Here is a 22,531-nt window from a genome sequence, read left to right on the forward strand (position 1 = left end):
GAACCGATCGGGTCCGGCGGGCGTCCTAACCACATGCCCGCCGAAACCCTGCGCGCCGACATGGCGGCCATCCGCACCCTTGGCGATGCCCTCAACGCGCATGCCGCCGATCTCAGCGCCGTGGCCGCTGCTCTGCGGTCGATTCCGTCACCGGGGGCTGCTCTCGGTCCGATAGGCGATCGATTCGCGGCCGCCTTCGCCGAGGCCGTCGGCGCCCACAGCGCTGCGGTCGCGGCGCTGGGTGCCTGTACCGGCGCTGGAGCTGTCAGCGCCGGGAACACCGCCGCCGGCTACGAGGCCGCCGGTCAGCGGGCCGCTCAGCTGTTGCCGCGGGTGTAGCCGTGCCCGCCTCCACCATGGCGCTGGCAGCGCCGCTCTACCAGCTGCGGGATCTGGTCGGTAGCGGCTGGCCGGCCGACAACCCCGCCGCGTCCGCACTGGACGGAGCGCACGCCGCCCTGTCGGATATCGCCGTCGCGCTCGTGCGGTCATGGGACCGCGCCGCGGGCGATTGGTCGGGCACATCGGCGACGGCGGCTGCGGACTTCGCCTCGGACGCCGCGGCGGAAGTCACGGGCCTGGCCTTGCGGGCGGAGACTTTGAGCGCCGCGGCCCGGGACGCGGGTTCGGCTGTGGCGCAGGCCCGGTCCCGGCTGCAGGCGATCATCGACCACTTCGAGGAACGGGCCGCGGCACTGACCCCTCACCTCGATGAACCGGGCGTGGCCCAAGAGTTGCAGGCCGAGGCGCGACGCGCGGTGTCCGAGGCCTCGGCCGTCGTCGACGAACTTCGTGCCGAACTGGACCGTCAGACGGGTGCGGTTGCCGCCCCGGCCGCCGGTTCGCCGGCGGCCGGAATGCGCCCGGCCTCAGCGGGGTTCTCGGCAGGCTCCGGCGGTATCGCGCCGGCCTCGGCCGGGCGGTCTTGGGGTGCGACGGCAGATCTCCCGGCGGCCTCGAGCGGTGATCGCGCCGAAGCCGCGGTCGGGCTACGCGACCCGGGCATGTTCGGCGACGGCGTGGCGGTGCGGCTGCCCGACGGCAGCACGGCCGTGGCACCCAATACCGTGGCGGCCAGCGCGGTACGGCACGCGCTCACCCAGTTGGGGGTGCCCTACCGCTGGGGCGGCACCACACCGGGCGTCGGCCTGGACTGCAGCGGGCTCACCCAGTGGGCCTATCACGAAGCCGGACTGGACATTCCACGGCTTGCCCAAGAGCAGGACATCGGCAAGGCGGTGTCACCCGGAACGCTACGGCCGGGCGATCTGGCGGTATGGGACGGGCACGTCGCGATGATCGTCGGCGCGAACACGATGATCGAAGCCGGCGATCCGGTGAAGCTGTCACCCGTCCGAACCACGAACGCCGGTCAGGGCTTTCAGGGATTCTGGCGGCCCACGGTGTGAGTGAGCGTCACGGCATCGCCGTGGCGAGCGCGATGTGTCCTCCGAAGTCCAGCTGTGTCGCCATCGTGCGATAGCGCTCCCGATAGTCGCCGTAGGTGGCCTCGTCGCCGCGCGCCCTGGCCAGTAGTGCGCGTACCCGCAACAGCCAGATGTCGCGGACCCCAGTGCGTCGTCGGCCGGCGCGGCGGCCAACCGATCGATCACGGCTTCGGCTGCGGCGAGATCGCCCTCGGCCGCACCATCGATCAGTGCCTCCGCGACAACAGCTGTGGTCGGGGTGCCCCATCGCCGGTGAAACTGCCGACGGTGCCGCCGTAGCGGCGCACCACCGCCGCTGACCGCACCACCAAGTCGGTCATGATCTCGCGCAGGCGTTCGGCACCCACCGCGGCAGCGATGTCCATCGAGTGCACGACGTCGGCGAATAACACAGTGACCTGCTTGTACTCGGCCAACTGCGCCGTGCGTACGATCGGCGCACCGCACTGACTGCAGAACTTGGCGGTCGCACCTACCTGAGCGCCGCATGCCCCGCAGGAGAGATCGGCGGCTGCCGGTTCGCGGTCCCCGACCTCGACCACGCCGATATTGTTTCACCGCAGGTCAGCCGTGTCCGCAGATTCGAACTCGGCCCGGCACCACCGAACCGCGCCCCGAAGGGGAGACAACCTGACTGGCGTCCAGGGCACCCCATTAGGCTGTGCCGCATGGCTGCTGACATCGTGCCGGTCCGGCTCGGGCTGACCAAGGGCGACCTTTACACACTGTGGGCTCCGCGTTGGCGGGATGCCGGCGACGAGTGGGAGGCCTTCTTGGGCGAGGGTGACGCCCTCTACGCGTTCGAATCGGTCGCCGACCTGGCGGCCTTCGTCCGCACCAACACCGACAACGACCTGGCCGACCACCCGGCGTGGGACAAGCTGACCGCAGCCAATGCGCACAAGCTGCAGCCGTCGGAGGATCGCGAGTACGACGTCGTCGGGGTGCCCGACCTGGTCGCCGACAAGCCGACCGAGGAGTCCGTCGCGAGCCTGCACCGCACCCTGGTGGTGGTGTCGTCGCTCGGCTCGGTGTGCGAACTGGCGGCCATCAGCAAGTTCTTCAACGGCAACCCCGTCCTCGGCACCGTGGGTGGCGGGCTGGAAGGTTTCACCGGTCGCTCCGGACGCAAGCGCTGGGCCGAGATCGAAGCCGTGGTCGCCCGCGGCTGGGACGGCGTGCTCGACGCCATCGACGAGATCGTCACCATTCCCGAGGAACTCGACGCCGACGCGGTCAAGAAGGCCGAGGCCGAGCTCGAGGAGCCGGCGCCGGAGGAGGACGAGGACGAGGACGCGGTTGACACCGACGCCGCAGAGGGCGACGACGAGGACGACACCGCGGACTCAGTCGAGCCTGTGCGCAGCGCTGCCGACACCGCCGTCCTCGGTGGCGACGAGGACTTCTGGCAGAAGGTCGGTATCGACCCGGTGCGCATCATGACCGGCTCGGGCACCGTCTACACCCTGCGCTGCTACCTCGACGACGATCCGGTCTTCCTCGGCCGCAACGGTCGCATCAGCGTGTTCAGCTCCGAGCGCGCACTGGCCCGCTACCTGGCCGACGAACACGACCACGACCTGTCGGACCTGGCCACCTACGACGACATCAGGACCGCCGCCACCGACGGTTCGCTGCGGGTGGACGTCGCCGAGGAGAACATCTACGTCCTCAGCGGCATCTCCGACGACATCGCCGACGGACCCGACGCGGTCGACCACGACCAGTTGGAGTTGGCCGTCGAGCTGCTGCGCGACGTCAGCGACTACTCCGAGGACAAGACGGTCGACGAGACCCTGGCGGGCACCAAGGCGCTCGGCAAGTTCGTGAACTACGTCCTCGGCGACGAGAACGCCCGCCAGCCCGAGGCCCCCTACGCCGAGGCCGTCGAGCAGTGGGAGGCGCTGGAGCGTTTCGTGGAGTCGCGCCTGCGGGCGGAGTAGCCGTTGGGGCGATGAGTTCTGGCCGCGGAAGCGGTCAGACCACTCATGACCGCATCGACCAGCCTCTCCACTCACACCGTCACGGTTCCCGGCGCCCGCCTGCACTACGAGGTGCGTGGGACCGGCCCGTTGTTGCTGATCCTCGGCGCCCCGATGGCGGCAGCCGAGTTCGCGCCGCTGGCACACGCACTGGCCGGTGACCACACCGTCGTGACCGCCGACCCGCGCGGCGTGGCAGGCAGTCCTCTCGACGATCCCGAGCGGGACTCGACGCCGGAACTGCGGGCCGATGACGTCGCGGCGATCCTCGATGACCTCGACGCTCCCTCAGCCGATGTGTTCGGCTCGTCCGGCGGTGCGGTGACAGGGCTGGCCTTGATGGCCAGACACCCCGACCGGGTGGGCACCCTCGTGGCGCACGAGCCTCCGTTGCTCGAGTTGTTGCCCGATGCCGCCGAGCAGCGTGCCGCCACCGACGACATCATCGCCACGTTCTCCCGCGACGGGATGTTCGCGGCATGGGCGAAGTTCATGGCCAACGCGGGCTTCGACATGCCAAGCGGCAGGCCGGAGATGCCCGCGCCGAGTGATCAGGAGCTGCGCGACGCGGCGCACTTCTTCACCCACGAACTGCGGGCCACCACCCGCTACCTGCCCGACCTCGAGGTGCTGAAGAACGGGCGGGTGCTGCTCGGGCTCGGCGAGGAATCGGGGCACCTGTTGACCCAGCGGACGACGACTGCGCTCGCCGATCTGTTGGGTACGCGTCCGGTGATGTTCCCGGGTGACCACGGTGGATTCATGGTCGCCCCAGGGGCTTTCGCCGACGCGCTACGTGCTGCGCTGCGCGGCGAACCGGTCTAGCAGGGGTCGCCGGGCGGCGTGAAGTAGGGCACGCCCTCGACGGTGTAGCACGGGACCTCTCCGGGCACGTACGGCACGTGTGCCGCCGCGACGGCAGCGCCGGTGGCGACGTCGCCGGCGACGTTCGTGCATCCACCGGCGGAGAAGTGGCGACCGTCGGCCCCGGCACATACGTCGGCACCGGCGTGGGGAGCCACGACGACCGGTAGGAATACCGCGGAGCAGGCCAGAACTGCACCTGACAACACGGTTGTGATGGGTCTGGTCATGGCTACTCCTCGTGGACCACCGCTGTTACCCCTACATCCTGAGCCAATGCCTGCCCCGGCGCGGCGATTTGGCCAACGCGGTGACTCAGCCGACCAGCACCGCGTACCGGGGTTTGATCACCTCGTCGATCAGCGCGAGGCGTTCGTCGAACGGGATGAAGGCGGACTTCATCGCGTTGATGGTGAACCGCTCCAGATCGCTCCAGCCGTAGCCGAATGCCTCGACCAACCGCAGCATCTCCTGGCTCATGGTGGTGTCGCTCATCAGTCGGTTGTCGGTGTTGACCGTCACGCGGAACCGCAGCCGTGCCAGCCGGTCGAACGGGTGCTCGGCGATGCTGGGCGCCGCCCCGGTCTGCACGTTGCTGCTGGGACACATCTCCAGCGGAATTCGCTTGTCGCGCAGGATGGATGCCAGCCGGCCCAGCTGCTGCGTCCCGTCGTCGAGTTCGGTGATGTCGTCGACGATGCGCACCCCGTGCCCGAGCCGGTCCGCCCCGCAGAACGCGATGGCCTCGTGGATCGACGGCAGGCCGAACGCCTCACCGGCGTGAATCGTGAAGCGCGCGTTGTTGCCTCGCATGTACTCGAACGCATCGAGGTGACGCGTGGGCGGGTATCCGGCCTCGGCCCCGGCGATGTCGAAGCCGACAACGCCCTTATCCCGGAACCGGATTGCCAGCTCGGCGATCTCACGGGAGCGGGCGGCATGGCGCATCGCGGTGACCAGGCAGCGCACCGTGATGGTGCGCCCCGCGGCCGAGGCTGCCTTCTCTCCGTCGGCGAAGCCGGCCAGCACGGCGTCGACCACATCGTCCAGCGACAGTCCACGATCGATGTGCAGCTCGGGAGCGAACCGGACCTCCGCATAGACGACGTTGTCCGCGGCCAGATCCTCGACGCACTCGAACGCGACGCGGTGCAGAGCCTCGGGGGTCTGCATGACTCCGACGGTGTGGGCGAACGGCTCCAGGTAGCGCACCAACGAGCCGCTGTGGGCGGCCGTGCGGAAGAACGTGGCCAGCTCGTCGACCTCGGTGGCCGGCAGATCGTCATAGCCCAGCTGACCGGCCAGGTCGAGCACGGTGGACGGTCGCAGTCCGCCGTCCAGGTGGTCGTGCAGCAGGGCCTTGGGAGCGTGCTGGATCTTGTCCAGACTCAGCGGCGTACTCATCACTCCATCATGCGCACAGCGAGCGGTCAGCACCGATCATTCAGGCTGCGACCCGCTCAATAATCGGTGACGAAACAGGTCGAGCACCTGGTCGAGCGCCGCTCGCGTACGTTGCCCGGGCTCATCGATGAGGTGTTCGGTGAGCACTGAGTGCGGCGACATCGTCGCGGCGGGGTTGGCGTCGGCATCGTCGAGTTCGACCGCCATGAATGCGTCACCGAGCTGCTCGCGCAAGAAGCCGAAGCGTTCCTGCGGCACCAACCGACCGCCGGTGAAGCGCAGCCCCAACACCGTCAGGCCGCGGGCGCAGCGTTGCTTGACGACGGCCAGGTCGTCCGCCGAGATGTCGATCGACCCGCGTTGACCGGCGGTCAGCCCGATCGGCGTCGACGGCTGCGACAGCACCGGAGCGAGCAAGACATCGTCGGTCGCCATTGCCAAGGCGTAACCACCGGTGAAGCACATGCCGACGGCGCCGACGCCGGGTCCGCCGCAACGCCGAAATATGGTGCGGGTCTTGGATTGGTGGGTGAACTCTGACCGTTGGAAATCCGAGAGATCGTCGTCGGGCACCATCTGTGCCTGGCAGCTGGGCACCCGATTGGCCAGAGCGTTGTGGATACCTACATGCGGTCGATGATCAACGGCCGCCGGGTGGGCGCGGTATCGCCGACCGTCCAGGCGCCGTCGAGTTCGGCGAGCGCCGCGGGCAGCCGCTCAGCGGTCTCGGTGTACAGGGTGAACAGCGCCTCGCCCGCGGCCACGGGCTCCCCCGGCGTGCGGTGGATCCGCACGCCGGCGCCGAACTGCACCGGTTCGCCCGGCTGAGCACGTCCGGCACCCAACCTCCAGGCCGCCAGCGCCACGCCCATGGCATCGAGATCGCCCATGAAGCCGCTGTGCGGGGCCGTCACGGTCTCGCTGGCCGCCCCGATGGGCAGCTCGCGACTCAGGTCCCCGCCCTGGGCCTCCACCAGCGCACGGAAGCAATCCATCGCACTGCCGTCCCGCAGGGTCTCCGCCGGGTCGGCGCCGTCGATGCCGGCCGCGTCGAGCATCTCCGTCGCCAGCGCCAGCGTCAGCGCGACGACGTCGGACGGCCCGCCGCCGGCCAGGACCTCCAGCGATTCGGCGACCTCCACCGAGTTGCCGACGGTCCGGCCCAGCGGGCAGTTCATGTCGGTCAGAAGGGCCCGGGTCGGGACTCCGTTAGCATTGCCCAGGCCGACCATGGTGGACGCCAGCTCACGCGACTCGGCCTCGGTCTTGAGGAACGCGCCGCGACCGACCTTGACGTCCAGGACCAGTGAGCGCGCGCCCTCGGCCAGTTTCTTACTCATCACCGAACTCGCGATCAGCGGCAACGACTCGGTGGTGCCGGTGACATCGCGTAGCGCGTAGATCTTGCGGTCGGCCGGCGCCAGCTCGCCCGCCGCGAACACCGCCGCACCGATATCCCGAAGTTGTTGCCGGATCTGGGCTTTCGACAGCTCCGCGGTGAATCCCGGGATCGCCTCCAGCTTGTCGAGTGTTCCCCCGGTATGCCCGAGCCCACGCCCGGCCGCCTGCGGAACACTGGCACCGCAGGCCATCACGACCGGCAGCAGCGGAATGGTGATCTTGTCCCCCACCCCACCGGTGGAGTGCTTGTCCACCAGGGCAAGCGGCTTTCCGTCACGACGAAGATCGGTGAAGTCGAAGCGCTCTCCGGAGTCGACCATGGCCGCCGTCCACCGGGCGATCTCGGCCGGTGCCATACCTTTCAGGAAGATCGCCATCAGCAGTGCCGACATCTGCTCGTCGGCGACGCGGCCGTGGGTGTACCCGTCGATCACCCAGTCGATTGCGGCGTCGGACAGCACACCGCCGTCACGCTTGGTCCGGATGACGGTCGGTGCGTCGAGATGAGGCATGGCCGTCAACCTACTCGCCGGTAACTAACGGGGCCCGGAGTTGTTGGACCACTTGGCCTTACCTGCGCATCAGATCATCGGGCCCGAAGGCGTCGGGCAGCAGCTCGCGCAGCGGTCGCGCGCCGCTCGGGTGGTCGATGAGCAGCTCCGGCCCACCGTGTTCGAGCAACACCTGTCGGCAGCGTCCACAAGGCATCAGCAGACCCCCGTCCGGGCCCACACACACCAGCGCGACGAGCCTTCCACCACCCCCGGAATGCAGGGCACAGGCCACAGCGCACTCGGCACAGAGACCTAGGCCATATGAGACATTCTCCACATTGCATCCGGTCACGATCCGGCCGTCGTCAACCAGAGCCGCCGCCCCCACCGGAAAGCCCGAATAAGGCGCATAGGCGCGGGTTGAAACTTCGATTGCCTTGTTACGCAATAGTTTCCAGTCGATGTCGATCGTCATGCGACAACCCCGGACGTAGGCTCTGAATGCATTCCGAAACCCCAATTCCCGACCCGCACATTAAGATAGGTAAGCCTAACTTTTGCGTGTTTAGCGGGTCGAACTGCTCAACCGTAATTCGTTCGCCACTACAAATGGGTTTAGAGTCGCCCCGAGGTTTGGGGCTAATTAACAGGCAGTCCCAGACGTCCCACCGATGGCGTTGGAGGGCCCGATGAGTACTCAGACGGAGGTACCGGCTCCGCAACCCAGGAAAGCACGACGGCGCACCCTTTATCGCGGTGATCCGGGAATGTGGTCCTGGGTGCTGCACCGTATTACCGGTGCCACGATCTTCTTCTTCCTGTTCGTACACGTCCTTGATACCGCGTTGGTCCGGGTGAGCCCGCAGGCCTACAACGAGGTCATCGAGACGTACAAGACCCCCATCGTCGGATTGATGGAGATGGGCTTGGTCGCCGCAGTGCTGTTCCACGCACTGAACGGCATCCGTGTCATCCTCATCGACTTCTGGCAGCAGGGTCCCCGCTACCAGCGGCAGATGCTCGCGGTCGCCGTCGGCGTCTTTGCCGTGGTCCTCATCGCAGCACTAGGAGTTCTCGGTATGCACATGGCGGAGCGGTTCCTGTGAGCGCGCCAGGAGCGGGCGAGTCGCGGTTGGGCCGTCCGGCACCGGTGATGGAACGTGAGCACGACCGGCCGGCCGCGCTGGACCACCCGCGCGCGCCCCGTCGTCCCCGCGGTATCCCCTACTTCGAGAAGTACGCCTGGCTGTTCATGCGGTTCTCGGGTCTCGCGCTCGTCTTTCTGGCGCTGGGCCACCTGTTCATCATGCTGATGTGGCAGGACGGCGTGTACCGCATCGACTTCAACTACGTCGCACAGCGCTGGGCCTCCCCGTTCTGGCAGATCTGGGACATGGCCCTGCTGTGGCTCGCGATGATCCACGGGGCCAACGGCCTGCGCACCATCATCGGCGACTACGCCCGTAAGAACGTCACGAAGTTCTACCTGAATTCGCTGCTTCTGCTGGCGACAGGGTTCACGTTGGTTCTGGGCACCTACGTCCTGGTCACCTTCGACCCGAATATTGGGGGCTAACCAATGATTCAGGAACACCGCTACGACGTCGTCATCGTCGGCGCCGGCGGCGCCGGCATGCGCGCTGCCGTCGAGGCCGGTCCGCGCGTCCGTACCGCCGTGCTGACCAAGCTGTACCCGACGCGATCCCACACCGGCGCAGCCCAGGGCGGCATGTGCGCCGCGCTGGCCAACGTCGAAGAGGACAACTGGGAGTGGCACACCTTCGACACCGTCAAGGGTGGCGACTACCTCGCTGACCAGGACGCCGTCGAGATCATGGCCAAGGAGGCCATCGACGCGGTGCTGGACCTCGAGAAGATGGGCATGCCGTTCAACCGGACGCCCGAGGGCCGCATCGACCAGCGCCGGTTCGGCGGGCACACCCGCGACCACGGCAAGGCCCCGGTGCGCCGGGCCTGTTACGCCGCCGACCGTACCGGCCACATGATCCTGCAGACGCTGTACCAAAACTGCGTCAAGCACGACGTCGAATTCTTCAACGAGTTCTACGCGCTGGACATCGCGCTGACCGACACCCCGACGGGCCCGGTGGCCACCGGCGTCATCGCCTACGAGCTGGCGACCGGTGACATCCACATCTTCCACGCCAAGGCGATCGTCTTCGCCACCGGCGGTTCGGGCCGGATGTACAAGACCACCTCCAACGCCCACACGCTGACCGGCGACGGCCTGGGCATCATCTTCCGCAAGGGACTTCCCTTGGAAGACATGGAGTTCCACCAGTTCCACCCGACAGGCCTGGCCGGCCTGGGCATCCTGATCTCCGAAGCCGTGCGCGGCGAGGGCGGGCGTCTGCTCAACGGTGAGGGTGAGCGCTTCATGGAGCGCTACGCCCCCACCATCGTCGACCTCGCGCCGCGTGACATCGTCGCCCGCTCGATGGTGCTCGAGGTACTCGAAGGCCGCGGCGCCGGACCGAACAAGGACTACGTCTACATCGACGTGCGTCACCTCGGCGAGGACGTCCTGGAAGCCAAGCTGCCCGACATCACCGAGTTCGCCCGCACCTACCTGGGTGTGGACCCGGTGACCGAACTGGTGCCGGTCTACCCGACCTGCCACTACGTCATGGGCGGCATCCCGACCACGATCCACGGCCAGGTGCTGCGCGACAACACCAACGTCATCCCGGGCCTGTACGCCGCCGGTGAATGCGCGTGTGTGTCGGTGCACGGCGCCAACCGCCTCGGCACCAACTCGCTGCTGGACATCAACGTGTTCGGCCGCCGCGCCGGTATCGCCGCCGCGGAGTACGCCGCCAACCACAATCACGTCGACCTGCCGGAGAACCCGGCCGAGATGGTCGTGGGCTGGGTCGGCGACATCCTGTCCGAGCACGGCCACGAGCGCGTCGCCGACATCCGCACCGCCCTGCAGCAGTCGATGGACAACAATGCCGCGGTGTTCCGCACCGAGGAAACGCTCAAGCAGGCGCTGACCGACATCCACGCACTCAAGGAGCGGTACAGCCGAATCACGGTGCACGACAAGGGCAAGCGCTACAACAGCGACCTGCTCGAAGCGATCGAGCTGGGCTTCCTGCTGGAGCTGGCCGAGGTGACGGTGGTCGGTGCGCTCAACCGCAAGGAGTCCCGCGGCGGGCACGCGCGTGAGGACTACCCCGACCGCGACGACACCAACTACATGCGGCACACCATGGCCTACAAGGAGGGCAACGAGCTGCTCTCCGATATCCGGCTGGATTACAAGCCCGTGGTCCAGACCCGCTACGAGCCGATGGAGCGGAAGTACTGATGAGCGCCCCAGTCATCGATAAGCCCGAAGCCGGCGACCCGGAGCTGCCGCCCGTCCCCGATGGCGCGGTCATGGTCACCCTCAAGATCGCCCGGTTCAACCCCGAGAACCCCGACGCCGCGGGCTGGCAGAGCTTCCGGGTTCCCTGCCTGCCCTCGGACCGGCTGCTGAACCTGCTGCTCTACGTAAAGGGCTACCTGGACGGCACGCTGACCTTCCGGCGCTCCTGCGCCCACGGTGTGTGCGGGTCAGACGCCATGCGGATCAACGGCGTGAACCGGCTGGCCTGCAAGGTGCTCATGCGGGACCTGCTGCCCAAGAAGGCGGGCAAGCAGCTCACCATCACCATCGAGCCGATCCGCGGCCTGCCCGTGGAGAAGGACCTCGTGGTGGACATGGAGCCGTTCTTCGACGCCTACCGCGCGGTGAAGCCGTACCTGATCACCAGCGGCAACCCGCCCACCAAGGAGCGCATCCAGAGCGCCACCGACCGGGCCCGCTACGACGACACCACCAAGTGCATCCTGTGTGCGTGCTGCACCACCAGCTGCCCGGTGTACTGGAGCGAGGGGTCGTACTTCGGCCCGGCCGCGATCGTCAACGCACACCGGTTCATCTTCGATTCGCGTGACGAGGCTGCCGCCGAACGGTTGGACATCCTCAACGAGGTCGACGGTGTGTGGCGCTGCCGCACCACCTTCAACTGCACCGAGGCCTGCCCCCGTGGCATCCAGGTGACCCAGGCGATCCAGGAGGTCAAGCGCGCGCTGATGTTCGCGCGCTGATTCTCTCAGGCGTCGACTCTGCTTGGCGGGCGTCGACTCTGCGCTCAGATCGTGTTTTCGAGGGGAATCACGATCTGAGCGCGGAGTCGGCGCCCGTTTTGCACTGTCACACATCGCCGGGCTGCCTCGTCTACCTGTTATGACCGAGACCAAGACACGAATCCCCGCTGTCACCCCCAAACAAGCCGGCCTGCTGACCCGCGCCATGTACTGGTACGCCAAGCGCCAGTTCGGTGAGGTGCCCGAGCCGTTCGCCGTAGCCGCAAACCATCCGCGGCTGCTCGTGGCCAACGGCGTGCACGAGATGCTGCTTCAGGGTGGCTCCAAGAAGCTGCCCGCCACGGTCCGCGAGCTCGCGGTGTTCTGGACCGCCCGCACCGTCGGCTGCTCGTGGTGCGTGGACTTCGGCTCCATGCTCATGCGGCTGGAGAACCTCGACGTCGAGCGGCTCAAGTCGATCGACGACTACGCCACCTCGCCGCTGTTCACCGACGACGAGCGCGCCGCCATCGCCTACGCCCACGCGATGACGACCGACCCGCACACCGTGACCGACGAGCAGGTGGACGACCTACGCCGGCGCTTCGGCGACGACGGCGTGATCGAGTTGACCTACCAGATCGGTGTGGAGAACATGCGGTCCCGGATGTACTCGGCCCTGGGTATCACCGAGCAGGGCTTCAACTCCGGAGATGCGTGCCGCGTTCCGTGGGCCCAGTGACCGTGTCGCTGGCCTGAGGCTGAGGCCGGGTGGTAGAACACGTTACAGAAATAGCGGTTGGCAGCCGCTGAAACCACCCGCTCACCTAGGAATCAGCCATGCACTGGTACACCGGCAACACGTTCTATGACACGGTGCTGACCGCGGCCTTCGCGTTCGCGGCGTTCGTGATCATCGGCGGGTTCTTCGCGCAGAGTTCCTACGGGCGCTTCTCGACGACGAAACTCGGCCTGAACCTCAACCCGAAGCTCGGCTGGTGGCTGATGGAGATCCCCGCGACCGTGGTGTTCTTGATCAGCTACCTGGCCGGGCCGAACCGGTTCGAGCCGACGTCCCTGGTGCTCGCCGGGATCTGGCTGCTGCACTACGCCAACCGCGGCTGGTTCTTCCCGCTCGCGATCCGCCAGGTGCCCGGCAAGCGCGGCACGTTCAACATCTCGGTGATCGTCATGGGCATGCTCGTCACCTCCATGCACGGCTACCTCAACGGAACCCTGTTCAGCCAGGACTTCTTCGGGCAGTACACCACCGGGTGGCTGACCGACCCCCGATTCCTGGTGGGGTTGGTGATCTACCTGGGTGGTTTCGCGCTGCTGGTCAACTCCGAATCGATCGTGCGGAACCTGCGCGACAAGAACAATCCAGGGGCTGCCGAATACCGGATTCCGTTCGGCGGCGGCTTCCGGTTCGTCACCAGCCCGGCCTATCTGGGCGAGATCATCGCCTGGTCCGGCTTCGCGATACTGACCTGGGCCCTGCCCGGGGTTGCCATCCTGTTGATCACCGCGGGCAACCTGATCCCCCGGGCGCTGGGCACCCACGACTGGTATCAGGAGAAGTTTCCCGAGTACCCCACCGACCGCAAGGCGTTGATCCCGTACGTCTTGTGACGCCGGAGTACGTCACGCCTGCGCGGGCGTGATCTCGATGTAAGCCGTTGGCATCCCGGCCAGTTCGCTGCCGTAGTCGAGACTGCGCTCGAACAGCTTCATCGGCGGGCTCCAGTTGGCGGCGATCACCGCCTCGGCATGCGCATGCTCGGCCTCGGGCAGGATGCGCGCCACGCCGGCCACCACGGGACCGCTGGGCTTGCCGCGCAGATTGCTCGCCACCACAAGGACTTTCGGATTGTTGCGGATGCGTTTGACCTTTCCGGTCGACGGATCCGTGCGCACATAGAGCTTTCCGTCGGCGACGCCATGGTTGATGGGGCTGGGCATCGGTTCGCCCGATTTCTTGAACGTCACCAGCACGATCTGCCGGTAGTTCTCGAACCCGGCGAAGGTGGTCCCCGTGGCCGGCCCGATGTCGAAGGCGTCGCGGTGACGCATCTTGTCCATGCCGCGGAACATCATTCGGCTGAACGTATGTGCCAGGGTTCCGGGCTCGTTCGGCATCACTGTGCACCTCCACGAAGAGGAGATCCGGTGAACTTGTCCGGATTGGCGACATCCCACACCGCGCAGACCTTGCCGTCGCGGACGGTGAAGATCGTGACGCGAGGCATCATCTCGGGGTAGCCGTCGCCGGCCGGCGCGCCTGCCGTGTAGGCACCGAGCTGACCGTTGACGAGCGCCAGCTGAGTGCCGGCCAGCCAGTTCGGCCCGTACCGCTTGGCCAGCCCGAGCAGGAACCGGGCCACCTTGTCCGGGCCGTGGATGACGCGGGCCGCGGTCGGGGCGCGGCGGTTCGAGTCGCCGGTGAAGGTGACGTCGGGATGCAGCAGACGCACGATGGCGTCGAGCTCTCCCGAAGCCAGGGCGGCCATCAACTCGCCTGCGACCTGATTGTGCAGGTCGTCGGCCGATGAGGGCGGAGGATTGTCGGCCACCGCCCGGCGCGCCCGCGACGCCAACTGGCGGGCCGAGGCGTCACTGACGCCCAGCACACCGGCGATTTCGGTGAACGGCATGCCGAACCCGTCGTGCAACACGAAGGCCACCCGCTGATCGGGGGTGAGCCGCTCCAGCACCACCATTGCGGCGAACCGAGCGTCTTCCCCCGCCACTACGGTGTTGAGCGGGTCGTTCGCGTCGAACCCGGTCACCACAGGCTCTGGCAGCCATTCTCCGTAATAGGCCTCGCGCCGGTGTGCCGCGGAGCGCAGCCGGTCGAGGCCGAGCCGACTCACCACTGTGGTCAACCAGGCCCGAAGGTCAGCGATCTGCGTGCGGTTGGCGTCCCAGCGGATCCACGCGTCCTGGACGATGTCCTCCGCGTCGGCGAAGGTTCCGGTGAGCCGATAGGCCACGGCCAGCAGATGTGGCCGCAGTTCCTCGAACTCGCCGACCCGAGCGCTCGCGGTCATGGCCCCAGTCTAGGGCGGGGCAGAGGGCACCCGTCAGGCGCCGACCATGACATAAGTCTTGCGGATCGCCTCCTTGACGAACCACGTCCCTCGCCACCCTTTGGGCAGGACCAGCAGCGTGCCGGGCCCGAGGTGAGCGCTGGTTCCGTCCTCGCCGACAACGGTGCCGGAGCCGGAGATGATGTGGCACACCTCGGTCGCGCTCGATCGGTCGGCAGTGAACTCACCCGGGCCGCATTCCCATACCCCGGTGTCGGTCACAGCATCGGCCCACACCCCGAGCGAGGACTCCAGCTGACCGCTGATACTCGTCGGTTTCGGTTGCGGCTCGGGCATTTCGACCGTGGCCGCGTCAACATGAAGCAGGTTCACCCTCGTCTCCATCGCGTCAGCGCCCGGTGATCTTGTTGGCAATACGCGCAAGCCCGCTCGTGCCGGCCAATCCGCGCGTGGACTCCCGGCGGTCAGCGGTCCGGTACAGGGCATACATCGCCTGAACCCCCAGCCACCGCAACGGCTCAGGCTCCCACTTGCGGACCCGGCGCCCCACCCAGGGCAACCGGGTGAGCGCGGTGTCGCGCTTGAGTACGAGATCGGCAAGGGTGTGGCCGGCCAGGTTGGTGGTGGTCAGCCCACTGCCGACATATCCACCCGCGGTGCCGAGCCCGCTCGCCCGGTCGAAGTCCACGGTGGCAGTCCAGTCACGGGGCACCCCGAGCACACCACACCAGGCGTGCTCGATCTGAACGTCGCGGGTCGCCGGGAACATGTCGCGAACCAGCGCCCCGAGAGCATCGATGGTCCACTGCTGGGTGGCTCCGCGATGGTCGAGTGCCGAACCGTACCGATAAGGGATCCCCCTACCGCCCAAGGCAATTCGATTGTCAGCTGTGCGCTGGGCATACATGTAGCCGTGCGCGTAGTCGCCCAGGAGCTCGGCCCCCTTCCAACCGACCTGCTGCAGAACGGAATCGGGAAGAGGTTCGGTCACCACCATCGACGAGTTCATCGGCAACCACGCCCGGCGCTGCCCCGGCATGGTCGCGGTGAAGCCCTCAAGGCAACGCAGGACGACAGGAGCCCGGACATCGCCACGGGCCGTGATGGCACGTCCCGCCTTGATGTCGGTCACTTCGGTCTGCTCGTAGATGGCGACGCCCATGCCCTCGACCACGCGGGCCAGCCCCTGAACGAGCTTGGCCGGCTGCACCCGTGCGCAGTGCGGGGTGAACAGCGCACCCATGGCGCGCTCGACCCGGATGCGGGCATTGGACTCGTCGCCGGTGAGGACCACGAAGTCGTCCTCGGTGGCACCCCAACTCCGCTCGTACTCCAGCGATTCGCGGAGCCGGCCCATCTGTGCCTGGTTGCGCGCCACATGAAGCACGCCGTCCTTGACGATGTCAGCGTCGATGCCTTCGGACTTCGTGACACCGATGACCTCGTCGACGGCACCCCGCATGGCCCTCATGAGTGCGACGACGCCATCGTGGCCGTGCGTGGAGGCATAGGCGTCGCGGGATCCGGCGAGTTCGGCGGACAGCCATCCACCGTTACGGCCGGACGCTCCGAACCCGGCGAACTCCTTCTCCAACATGACTATTCGGAGGTCAGGCTGTTCACGCTTGAGATAATAGGCTGCCCACAAACCGGTCAGCCCCGCTCCGACGATGCAGACGTCGGCTTCCAGCGAACCGGGCAGAGCCGGTCTTGATTCCGGCCAGCCCGCCGCGCGATACCAGAACGACACGCTGCCGTTCACGAAGTCATTGGCGAGACCGCTGGTCGTACGACCGTCGGGGGACATCTTGGTTCTCCTGTACTCGTGGCTGTTTGATTAGTTGTCGGCGGGCAGGATGGTGGCGACCTCGGGATCGAACGTCAACCAAACCTGTTGGCCCGCTTCGGTCGGTGTGATGCTGTCCGCGCTCTCGCGGACCAGTGCGACGGTGCCGTCGGGCAGACTGACCTCGACCTTGCGCGAACTGCCGAGGTAGATCTCCTGAATCACGGTGCCGGGTACCGCATTGACGACCCCGGGCTCGGCGTCACCCGTGACGATGCGGATGCGTTCCGGCCGCACCACGACGGCCACCGAATCACCGCGCGTCGATTCACCCTGGGCGGCCACGATCCGCCGGCCATAGGCGTTCACGATGCACTCGTCCTCGAGCTTTCCGTAGAACAGCGACGACTCGCCGAGGAAGCGGGCCACGAAGATGCTCTGCGGATGCTCGTAAAGCTCGGTCGGCGAGCCGATCTGCTCGATGCGCGCTTTGTTGAACACCGCGATGCGGTCCGACAGGACCAGCGCTTCGTCCTGGTCGTGCGTGACGTAGACGAACGTGGTGCCGAGTTCGCCGTGAATGCGCTTGATCTCGAGTTGCAGCGAATCGCGCAGTTTCTTGTCCAGCGCGCCGAGCGGTTCGTCCATGAGCAGCACGCGCGGTTCGTAGACCATGGCCCGCGCGAAGGCGACACGCTGCTGCTGACCACCGGACAGTTCCTTGGGCATCCGCTTGCCGTAGCCGTCGAGGCCGACCGTGCGCAACGCGGCGGCCACCTTCTCACGGCGCAGCGCCTTGGCCATCTTGCGCTGGCGCAACGGGTATTCGACGTTGTCGATCACCGTCATGTGCGGGAACAGCGCATAGTGCTGGAACACCATGCCGATGTTGCGCCGGTACGGCGGGAGATCAGCGACGGGCCGGCCGTCGATCAGCAGCTCGCCCTCGGTGACGTCGACGAAGCCGGCGATCATGTTCAGCGTGGTGGTCTTACCCGAGCCGCTGGGGCCGAGCAGGGTGAGAAATTCACCCGGCCGCGCATCGAGGTCTATGGCGTCGACAGCCTTTTCCGACCCGTAGGTCTTGGTCAGGCCGCGCAATGTGATCGACGCACCGTGCGGGGTGTTGTCAGCGGACACGATTCCTCCTGCGCGAGTAGATGGCCGCGACGACGGTCAGACATGTCGTCAGGGCGAGGATGAGAGTGGCGGCCGCAGCGATCGTGGGATCGGTGTCGCGCGTGACCGAGGCGTACATCTTTACCGGCAGCGTCTGCAGGTACGGGTTCTGGATGAACAGCGACAGAACGACCTCGTCGAAGCTCGTCGCGAACGCGAACAGCGCGCCCGAGAGCACTCCCGGGGCCACCAGTGGCAGGGTGACGGTCCGGAACGTGGTCCATCGGCCGGCACCGCAGATCGCGGCTGCGTCCTCCAGGCGCCGGTCGAATCCCTGCAGGCTGGCCATCACCGGCACGATGACGAACGGCAGCGCCAACATGGTGTGCGCGACGACAAAGCCGAACAGGGTCCCGAGCAGGTTCAGCCTCAGGAACAACGCGTAGAGGCCGACGGCTACCACGATCACCGGAACAACCATGGGAGCCAACAGGAATGCACGTATGCCCTGCCGCCCCGCCAACCGGGTACGGCTGAGCGCCACCGCCGCGGCCGTGCCGAACAAGGTGGCGAAGACTGCCACCAGGATCCCGACTTCCAGGCTTGCCTTCAGTGCGGCGATCCACGCGGGATCTTCGAAGAACGTGCGGTACCAGCGCGTCGACCATCCGGTCGGCGGGAAGGCGAACGACGGCCGATCGGTGAAGCTCAGCGGCACCACGATCAACGACGGTGCGACCAACCACAAGCCGACCCCCGCACAGAACAACCCGAGCAGGACGTTCCAGAACGTCTTCGCATACCGTGTCATGCCGTGCGCTCCTTACGGTTTCGGCGCAGCAGGTACAGCAGGGCGGCAAGCACCAGGAAGGTGACGAGGAGCAGGACCACTCCCATCGACCCTCCCCTGCCCCAGGCCAACAAGCTGGTGACCTGGACGTAGATCTGCTGACTGATCAGAGCGTCATCAGGAGCGCCGAGCAGCGCGGGTGTCACATAGAAGCCGAGGCTGCTGATGAAAACCATCAGGCAGCCGGCCCCGACGCCGGGGAGCGACAGCGGCACCCAGATCCTGGCAAACGAGATGACCGGTCGCGCACCAAGACTCGACGATGCGAGGACGAGCCGACGGTCGATGCCCGACATCACGGCATACAACGGCAGGACCATGAACGGCAACAGGATCTGACTCATGCCGATGACCACGCCCAGGTTGGTACGCAGTAGCGGCACACTGCCCAGCCCGACGAACGACAGCAGGGTTTGAATCGGCCCGCCGTCCTCCAACAGGATCACCCAGGCAAAGGTGCGCACCATCAGGCTGGTCCAGAACGGAACCAGCACGATGAGGGTCAGCGCGATGCGGACCGCGGGCCCGAATGCGACCATGGCGTAGGCGTAGGGATAGCCGAGCACCAGGCAGATCACCGTGACTTCGAGGCCCGTCGTGAACGTGCGCAACAGGACGCTGCGCTGCACGGAATCGCCCAGGTACCAGGCGAAATTGCCGAAGCCGAGTTCCGGGTCGCTGAATGCCTGCCAGAACATGATGGCCAGCGGCAGTCCGAACACCCCGACGACGAGCAGAATCGACGGCGCCAACAATCCGATGTCGCCCAGCCTCCGGCCGGAGGTGGTGGGGGTGGCCTGGGCCTTGGGTGGTGCTCCGCCCGCCAGAACGTCGACCATCGTCATGGAACGAACCTCCTAGCCCGCGAGCCAGGACGTGTACTTGTTGGCGATGTCTTCCTGGTGTTCGGCCCAGTACCCGAGATCAATTGGGAACCGGTCCTTTTCCCGCTCTGGCGTGGTGGTCAGGTACGACCGCGCCAGGTCGTCGAGTTGCGGCTTGGCATCGACGTTGATCGGGCTGTAGGACGTCAGTTCGGCAAGCTTGGCCTGCTGCTGGGCGCCGAGGTAGAAGTTGATGAGCGCCATGGACGCCTTGGGGTTCTTGGCGCCGACGGGAACGGCGATCGTGTCCGCCTCGGGCATCCACTGGTCCCAGATCGGGGCGAAGGGCGCCCCGTTCTTGACCGCCGAGTACGCGCGACCGCTCCACACCAATGCCATATCGACCTGGCCGGACTCGATGAGCTGTTGGGACTGCGCGCCGGTGGTCCAGAAGACCGTGTCCTTGCGGATGCTGTTCATCTTGGCCAGCGCCCGGTCCATGTCGATCGGGTAGATCGCGTCCGGGGCGACACCGTCGGCGAGCAGCGCACCCTCGAGGACGCCCGGGTCGAGTTCGCCGGGCACGCCTTCGATGGCCCGCTTACCGGGGAACTTCGCGGTGTCGTAGAAATCGGTCCAGTTCTTCGGCGGATTCGCCCCGTACTTCTTGGTGTTGTAGACCACGATCAGCCCGTAACCCATTGCGGGGACCGAACAGTCGTCGGTCTTGGTGCCCGGGGGCAGCTTGCTGATGTCGACGATGCTGGTGTCCAGCGGCATGAACAGCGTGCCGCAGTTCTTGGCGGTGAACACGTTGGTGCTGTCGACCACGTCCCAGGTCACGTTCTTGGAGTCGACCTGGGCCTTGATCTTCGAGTTCTCGGTAGGCCCGTCCTGCAACACCTTTGCGCCGGACTGCGCGGCGAACGGTTCGATCGCCGCCTTCGTCTGCCCGTCCTGGAAGATGCCGCCGTACGACACGAATGTCAGGGTCATGCCCTTGAGAGCGCCCTCTTTGACGGTGCCGGCCTGCGGCGGTCCGCTGCCCAGATCGACGTCGGCCGCTTGGCCGGGACCTGCAGGCGTACACGCGGTTGCCAGTAGGACCCCGGCAGCGATCAAGGCGGACACACTGCGAGCGGCAGGCGACATGTTCATTGTGGATCTCCTTTGGATCTGGGCGGAAAGGTGTTCGCGGACATGGGCACATCCGCAACGGGACGAGCGGCCCGTCAAGTCGGCCAGTCGGTCGGGGGGCTGACAATCCAGATGAGCTCGACTGGCGCGTCACTCAAGTTGTGCACGGTGTGCGGCATGGACGTGCGGTACTCCGCGCTGTCGCCCGGCTCGAGCACGTAGCGCTCACCGTCGAGCTCCAGGGTCGGGGTGCCTGCGATGACGATCAGGATCTCCTGCGCGTCACCGTGCACATAGGCCTCGCCTGCGCTCGACCCGGGTGACAGTTCACCGGCGTAGACCTCGAGGTTTCGCAGCGGCTTTTGCGACAGAAGGTATTTCGAGCTCAGCTCTGACACCTCGATGGTCGGCCGGGCCGCCTTCCTGAGAATGCGGACGTCGGTGACCTCGTCGTCGGTGAACAAGTCCGGGAGCACGATGCCCAGCGACTGAGCCAGGCGACGCAGGGTTCCGACACTCGCGTTGACCTGCCCGCGCTCCACCTGGCTGAGAAAGCCCGGGGAGATACCGGCGCGATCGGCCAACTGGCGAAGAGACATCTTCCGGGCGGCGCGGAACTGCCGGATCCGGGCACCGACCACGGTGTCTGCCGTCCCAGCGGGATCAGGCTCGACAGTCGCACTCATATCGAAACATCCGTTCGTCTCAAAAGAGCAAGAGGATTGTTTTAAGCGAACACTATGTTCGCTCAAGCCGAACTCTATGTCCGTTTAAGGGCGGTCCGCAAGGCTTCGATCACATCACTCACAAATTGTGATGCAGACCACATCTGCGTGGATATCGTCGATCACCCGGGGACAGACCCACGATTCCCGTTGCGGGAATCGCCTCTCACGACTGATCTCGTGGCACCCGTGCGGGCGCTCAATGCCTGCCGAGCACGTGTGGGCCGGTGCGCTCAGGCACGCCGGTCGCGAAGCGCGCCAACGACCACTGGCCGACATCCGGGTCCGGCGTGTGGCCCTCCGCCAGATCGGCGAGCACCTCGCCCATCAGTGCGGAGTATTTGAAACCCTCCCCCGAGTCGCCGCATGCAACGACGATTCCACCCTCAAGCCGGTCGACGATGAACGTGCCATCGGGAGAGTCGGTCCAACTGCAGACCTGAGCGTTGAGCACCGTTGGAACCACCGAACACATATCGGCGCGCACCCGGTCGCGGAGCACAGCAGTCCGCCCGGCATCAGGCGTCCGGTCGACATCGTTGGCCCGGTAGTCCCGCAGCGGTGCGTCCAAACCGACCTTGTAGCCCGCACCGGGCGACGGCATGGCGTAGATGCCCGGACGCTCGTTCGACGGCCCATCGAAAAGGCATGGAAAGTCATCGGAGGCAGCAGGATTCGCCAGATCGCCGAAGTACACCACCTGTTCGAGGTACGGGTGTAGCGACAGGTCGAGCCCGAGTGGCGACAGTAGGCGTCCAGCCCCCGGCCCGGCTGCGATCACCGCGACATCCGCGTCGATCACGTCGCCCTCGGCCAGCACCACCCGGACGCCATTGGCAGATCTCTCCACACTGGCCACATCACGTTCGAGAAGCGTTGCACCGGAGGCGCTCTGGAAGATCTTCAGCTGAGCCTGCAGCGATGCGGCGGCCAGCACGACGCCGGCCACCGGCTGCCAGAGAGCATCCCTCCCGTCGCTGCACAGACCCGGGAAGAACCGATCCACGTCGCCGGGAGCCACGCTCGTGTACGCGACCCCGAGGGCGTCCAGCGTCGACATCACGGCCGGCAGCGACTCGTCGTCGCGCCACAGCAGACCACGGGTGAGGAACACCGGGGTACCGACACGTTCGCCGAGGCGGTGCATCGCGTCGACACCACGCTGCGCCGTCCGCACCCGCAGCGGATCAGGGTCGGCCAGTCGCCACAACCGGGTCGATCCCGCCGATGACGACAGCGCATTGAGCGGGCCGTAGCGGTCGATCAACGTCACCCGGTGCCCGCGGCGGGCGAGTTCCGCCGCGGCGGGCAGACCCCAGGCACCCGCACCGATCACCACGCACGTCATG

25 protein-coding genes and 2 pseudogenes are annotated in these 22,531 nt (G+C 66.8%); 10 read left to right on the top strand and 17 right to left on the bottom strand.

The window, feature by feature from the left end:
* The first annotated feature begins 33 nt into the window (after nt 1-33).
* Complete coding sequence (locus tag EH231_RS23300; RefSeq protein WP_234927061.1) at nt 34-339, top strand: type VII secretion target; 306 nt, start codon at nt 34-36, stop codon at nt 337-339.
* A gap of 2 nt (nt 340-341) precedes the next feature.
* The gene (locus tag EH231_RS23305; RefSeq protein ID WP_090432508.1) at nt 342-1,409 is read left to right on the top strand and encodes an NlpC/P60 family protein; all 1,068 of its coding nucleotides are present in this window, start codon (nt 342-344) and stop codon (nt 1,407-1,409) included.
* A gap of 7 nt (nt 1,410-1,416) precedes the next feature.
* Here the strand turns inward: EH231_RS23305 and EH231_RS34640 are convergent, their stop codons facing one another.
* Both EH231_RS34640 and EH231_RS23310 read right to left on the bottom strand, forming a co-directional pair.
* A complete protein-coding gene (locus EH231_RS34640) occupies nt 1,417-1,551 on the bottom strand; it encodes a hypothetical protein (protein WP_273545835.1) in 135 nt (44 codons plus the stop codon).
* A 139-nt stretch (nt 1,552-1,690) separates the two neighbouring features.
* A pseudogene (locus EH231_RS23310) lies at nt 1,691-1,990 on the bottom strand (zinc ribbon domain-containing protein); the annotation flags it as partial.
* Nucleotides 1,991-2,116: 126 nt separating this feature from the next.
* On the opposite strand from EH231_RS23310, the gene satS reads away from it, so the two are divergent.
* Both satS and EH231_RS23320 read left to right on the top strand, forming a co-directional pair.
* Entirely contained in the window at nt 2,117-3,391 is a 1,275-nt protein-coding gene (satS, locus tag EH231_RS23315; RefSeq protein ID WP_090432506.1) for a protein export chaperone SatS, read from the top strand.
* Nucleotides 3,392-3,436: 45 nt separating this feature from the next.
* Nucleotides 3,437-4,255, top strand: a complete 819-nt coding sequence (locus EH231_RS23320; protein WP_090432504.1) for an alpha/beta fold hydrolase — start codon at nt 3,437-3,439, stop codon at nt 4,253-4,255.
* Here the strand turns inward: EH231_RS23320 and EH231_RS23325 are convergent.
* From EH231_RS23325 to EH231_RS23345, 5 genes and pseudogenes are all read right to left on the bottom strand, one after another.
* Nucleotides 4,252-4,524, bottom strand: a complete 273-nt coding sequence (locus EH231_RS23325) for a hypothetical protein (RefSeq protein ID WP_090432502.1) — start codon at nt 4,522-4,524, stop codon at nt 4,252-4,254. The genes EH231_RS23320 and EH231_RS23325 overlap by 4 nt on opposite strands.
* 85 nt (nt 4,525-4,609) lie before the next feature.
* Complete coding sequence (locus tag EH231_RS23330; RefSeq protein ID WP_090432500.1) at nt 4,610-5,698, bottom strand: adenosine deaminase; 1,089 nt, start codon at nt 5,696-5,698, stop codon at nt 4,610-4,612.
* A 36-nt stretch (nt 5,699-5,734) separates the two neighbouring features.
* Nucleotides 5,735-6,196, bottom strand: a pseudogene (locus EH231_RS23335) (dienelactone hydrolase family protein); the annotation flags it as partial.
* Nucleotides 6,197-6,321: 125 nt separating this feature from the next.
* Nucleotides 6,322-7,611, bottom strand: a complete 1,290-nt coding sequence (locus EH231_RS23340; RefSeq protein WP_124713438.1) for a thymidine phosphorylase — start codon at nt 7,609-7,611, stop codon at nt 6,322-6,324.
* A gap of 58 nt (nt 7,612-7,669) precedes the next feature.
* Nucleotides 7,670-8,068, bottom strand: a complete 399-nt coding sequence (locus EH231_RS23345; RefSeq protein ID WP_164480994.1) for a cytidine deaminase — start codon at nt 8,066-8,068, stop codon at nt 7,670-7,672.
* A gap of 214 nt (nt 8,069-8,282) precedes the next feature.
* On the opposite strand from EH231_RS23345, the gene sdhC reads away from it, so the two are divergent.
* From sdhC to EH231_RS23375, 6 genes are all read left to right on the top strand, one after another.
* Nucleotides 8,283-8,699 (top strand): succinate dehydrogenase, cytochrome b556 subunit, encoded by a 417-nt coding sequence (gene sdhC, locus EH231_RS23350; RefSeq protein ID WP_084621995.1) that lies wholly within the window; start codon nt 8,283-8,285, stop codon nt 8,697-8,699.
* 47 nt (nt 8,700-8,746) lie between these two features.
* A complete protein-coding gene (locus EH231_RS23355; protein ID WP_003882378.1) occupies nt 8,747-9,169 on the top strand; it encodes a succinate dehydrogenase hydrophobic membrane anchor subunit in 423 nt (140 codons plus the stop codon).
* A 3-nt stretch (nt 9,170-9,172) separates the two neighbouring features.
* The gene (gene sdhA / locus EH231_RS23360; RefSeq protein WP_090432497.1) at nt 9,173-10,927 is read left to right on the top strand and encodes a succinate dehydrogenase flavoprotein subunit; all 1,755 of its coding nucleotides are present in this window, start codon (nt 9,173-9,175) and stop codon (nt 10,925-10,927) included.
* Complete coding sequence (locus tag EH231_RS23365; RefSeq protein ID WP_090432495.1) at nt 10,927-11,712, top strand: succinate dehydrogenase iron-sulfur subunit; 786 nt, start codon at nt 10,927-10,929, stop codon at nt 11,710-11,712. The genes sdhA and EH231_RS23365 overlap by 1 nt, the downstream gene beginning before the upstream one ends.
* 139 nt (nt 11,713-11,851) lie before the next feature.
* On the top strand, nt 11,852-12,433 hold the full coding sequence (locus tag EH231_RS23370; RefSeq protein WP_124713439.1) for a carboxymuconolactone decarboxylase family protein: 582 nt from the start codon (nt 11,852-11,854) through the stop codon (nt 12,431-12,433).
* Between the two features lie 98 nt (nt 12,434-12,531).
* Nucleotides 12,532-13,323: a phosphatidylethanolamine N-methyltransferase family domain-containing protein gene (locus tag EH231_RS23375; RefSeq protein ID WP_124713440.1), complete on the top strand. Its 792-nt coding sequence runs from the start codon at nt 12,532-12,534 to the stop codon at nt 13,321-13,323.
* A gap of 12 nt (nt 13,324-13,335) precedes the next feature.
* Here EH231_RS23375 and EH231_RS23380 read toward each other — a convergent pair whose 3' ends face one another.
* The 10 genes from EH231_RS23380 to EH231_RS23425 form a co-directional block, all read right to left on the bottom strand.
* Entirely contained in the window at nt 13,336-13,830 is a 495-nt protein-coding gene (locus EH231_RS23380; protein ID WP_124713441.1) for a PPOX class F420-dependent oxidoreductase, read from the bottom strand.
* Nucleotides 13,830-14,741 (bottom strand): sigma-70 family RNA polymerase sigma factor, encoded by a 912-nt coding sequence (locus tag EH231_RS23385; RefSeq protein WP_090432488.1) that lies wholly within the window; start codon nt 14,739-14,741, stop codon nt 13,830-13,832. Before EH231_RS23385 ends, EH231_RS23380 begins: the two co-directional genes overlap by 1 nt.
* A gap of 33 nt (nt 14,742-14,774) precedes the next feature.
* Nucleotides 14,775-15,113 (bottom strand): cupin domain-containing protein, encoded by a 339-nt coding sequence (locus EH231_RS23390; protein ID WP_124713442.1) that lies wholly within the window; start codon nt 15,111-15,113, stop codon nt 14,775-14,777.
* Between the two features lie 16 nt (nt 15,114-15,129).
* Nucleotides 15,130-16,548 (bottom strand): NAD(P)/FAD-dependent oxidoreductase, encoded by a 1,419-nt coding sequence (locus EH231_RS23395; protein ID WP_124713443.1) that lies wholly within the window; start codon nt 16,546-16,548, stop codon nt 15,130-15,132.
* A gap of 30 nt (nt 16,549-16,578) precedes the next feature.
* Entirely contained in the window at nt 16,579-17,667 is a 1,089-nt protein-coding gene (locus EH231_RS23400; RefSeq protein ID WP_124713444.1) for an ABC transporter ATP-binding protein, read from the bottom strand.
* On the bottom strand, nt 17,657-18,457 hold the full coding sequence (locus EH231_RS23405) for an ABC transporter permease (protein WP_124713445.1): 801 nt from the start codon (nt 18,455-18,457) through the stop codon (nt 17,657-17,659). Before EH231_RS23405 ends, EH231_RS23400 begins: the two co-directional genes overlap by 11 nt.
* Nucleotides 18,454-19,341: an ABC transporter permease gene (locus tag EH231_RS23410; RefSeq protein WP_124713446.1), complete on the bottom strand. Its 888-nt coding sequence runs from the start codon at nt 19,339-19,341 to the stop codon at nt 18,454-18,456. Before EH231_RS23410 ends, EH231_RS23405 begins: the two co-directional genes overlap by 4 nt.
* A gap of 12 nt (nt 19,342-19,353) precedes the next feature.
* Nucleotides 19,354-20,478, bottom strand: coding sequence for an ABC transporter substrate-binding protein (locus tag EH231_RS23415; RefSeq protein ID WP_090432477.1), 1,125 nt, complete (start codon nt 20,476-20,478; stop codon nt 19,354-19,356).
* A 74-nt stretch (nt 20,479-20,552) separates the two neighbouring features.
* Complete coding sequence (locus EH231_RS23420; RefSeq protein ID WP_090432475.1) at nt 20,553-21,143, bottom strand: type II toxin-antitoxin system RelB family anti-toxin; 591 nt, start codon at nt 21,141-21,143, stop codon at nt 20,553-20,555.
* Between the two features lie 238 nt (nt 21,144-21,381).
* Nucleotides 21,382-22,530 (bottom strand): FAD-dependent oxidoreductase, encoded by a 1,149-nt coding sequence (locus EH231_RS23425; protein WP_241178194.1) that lies wholly within the window; start codon nt 22,528-22,530, stop codon nt 21,382-21,384.
* Nucleotide 22,531: the final 1 nt, after the last annotated feature.

The organism is Mycolicibacterium nivoides, from assembly GCF_003855255.1.
GTDB lineage: Bacteria > Actinomycetota > Actinomycetes > Mycobacteriales > Mycobacteriaceae > Mycobacterium > Mycobacterium nivoides.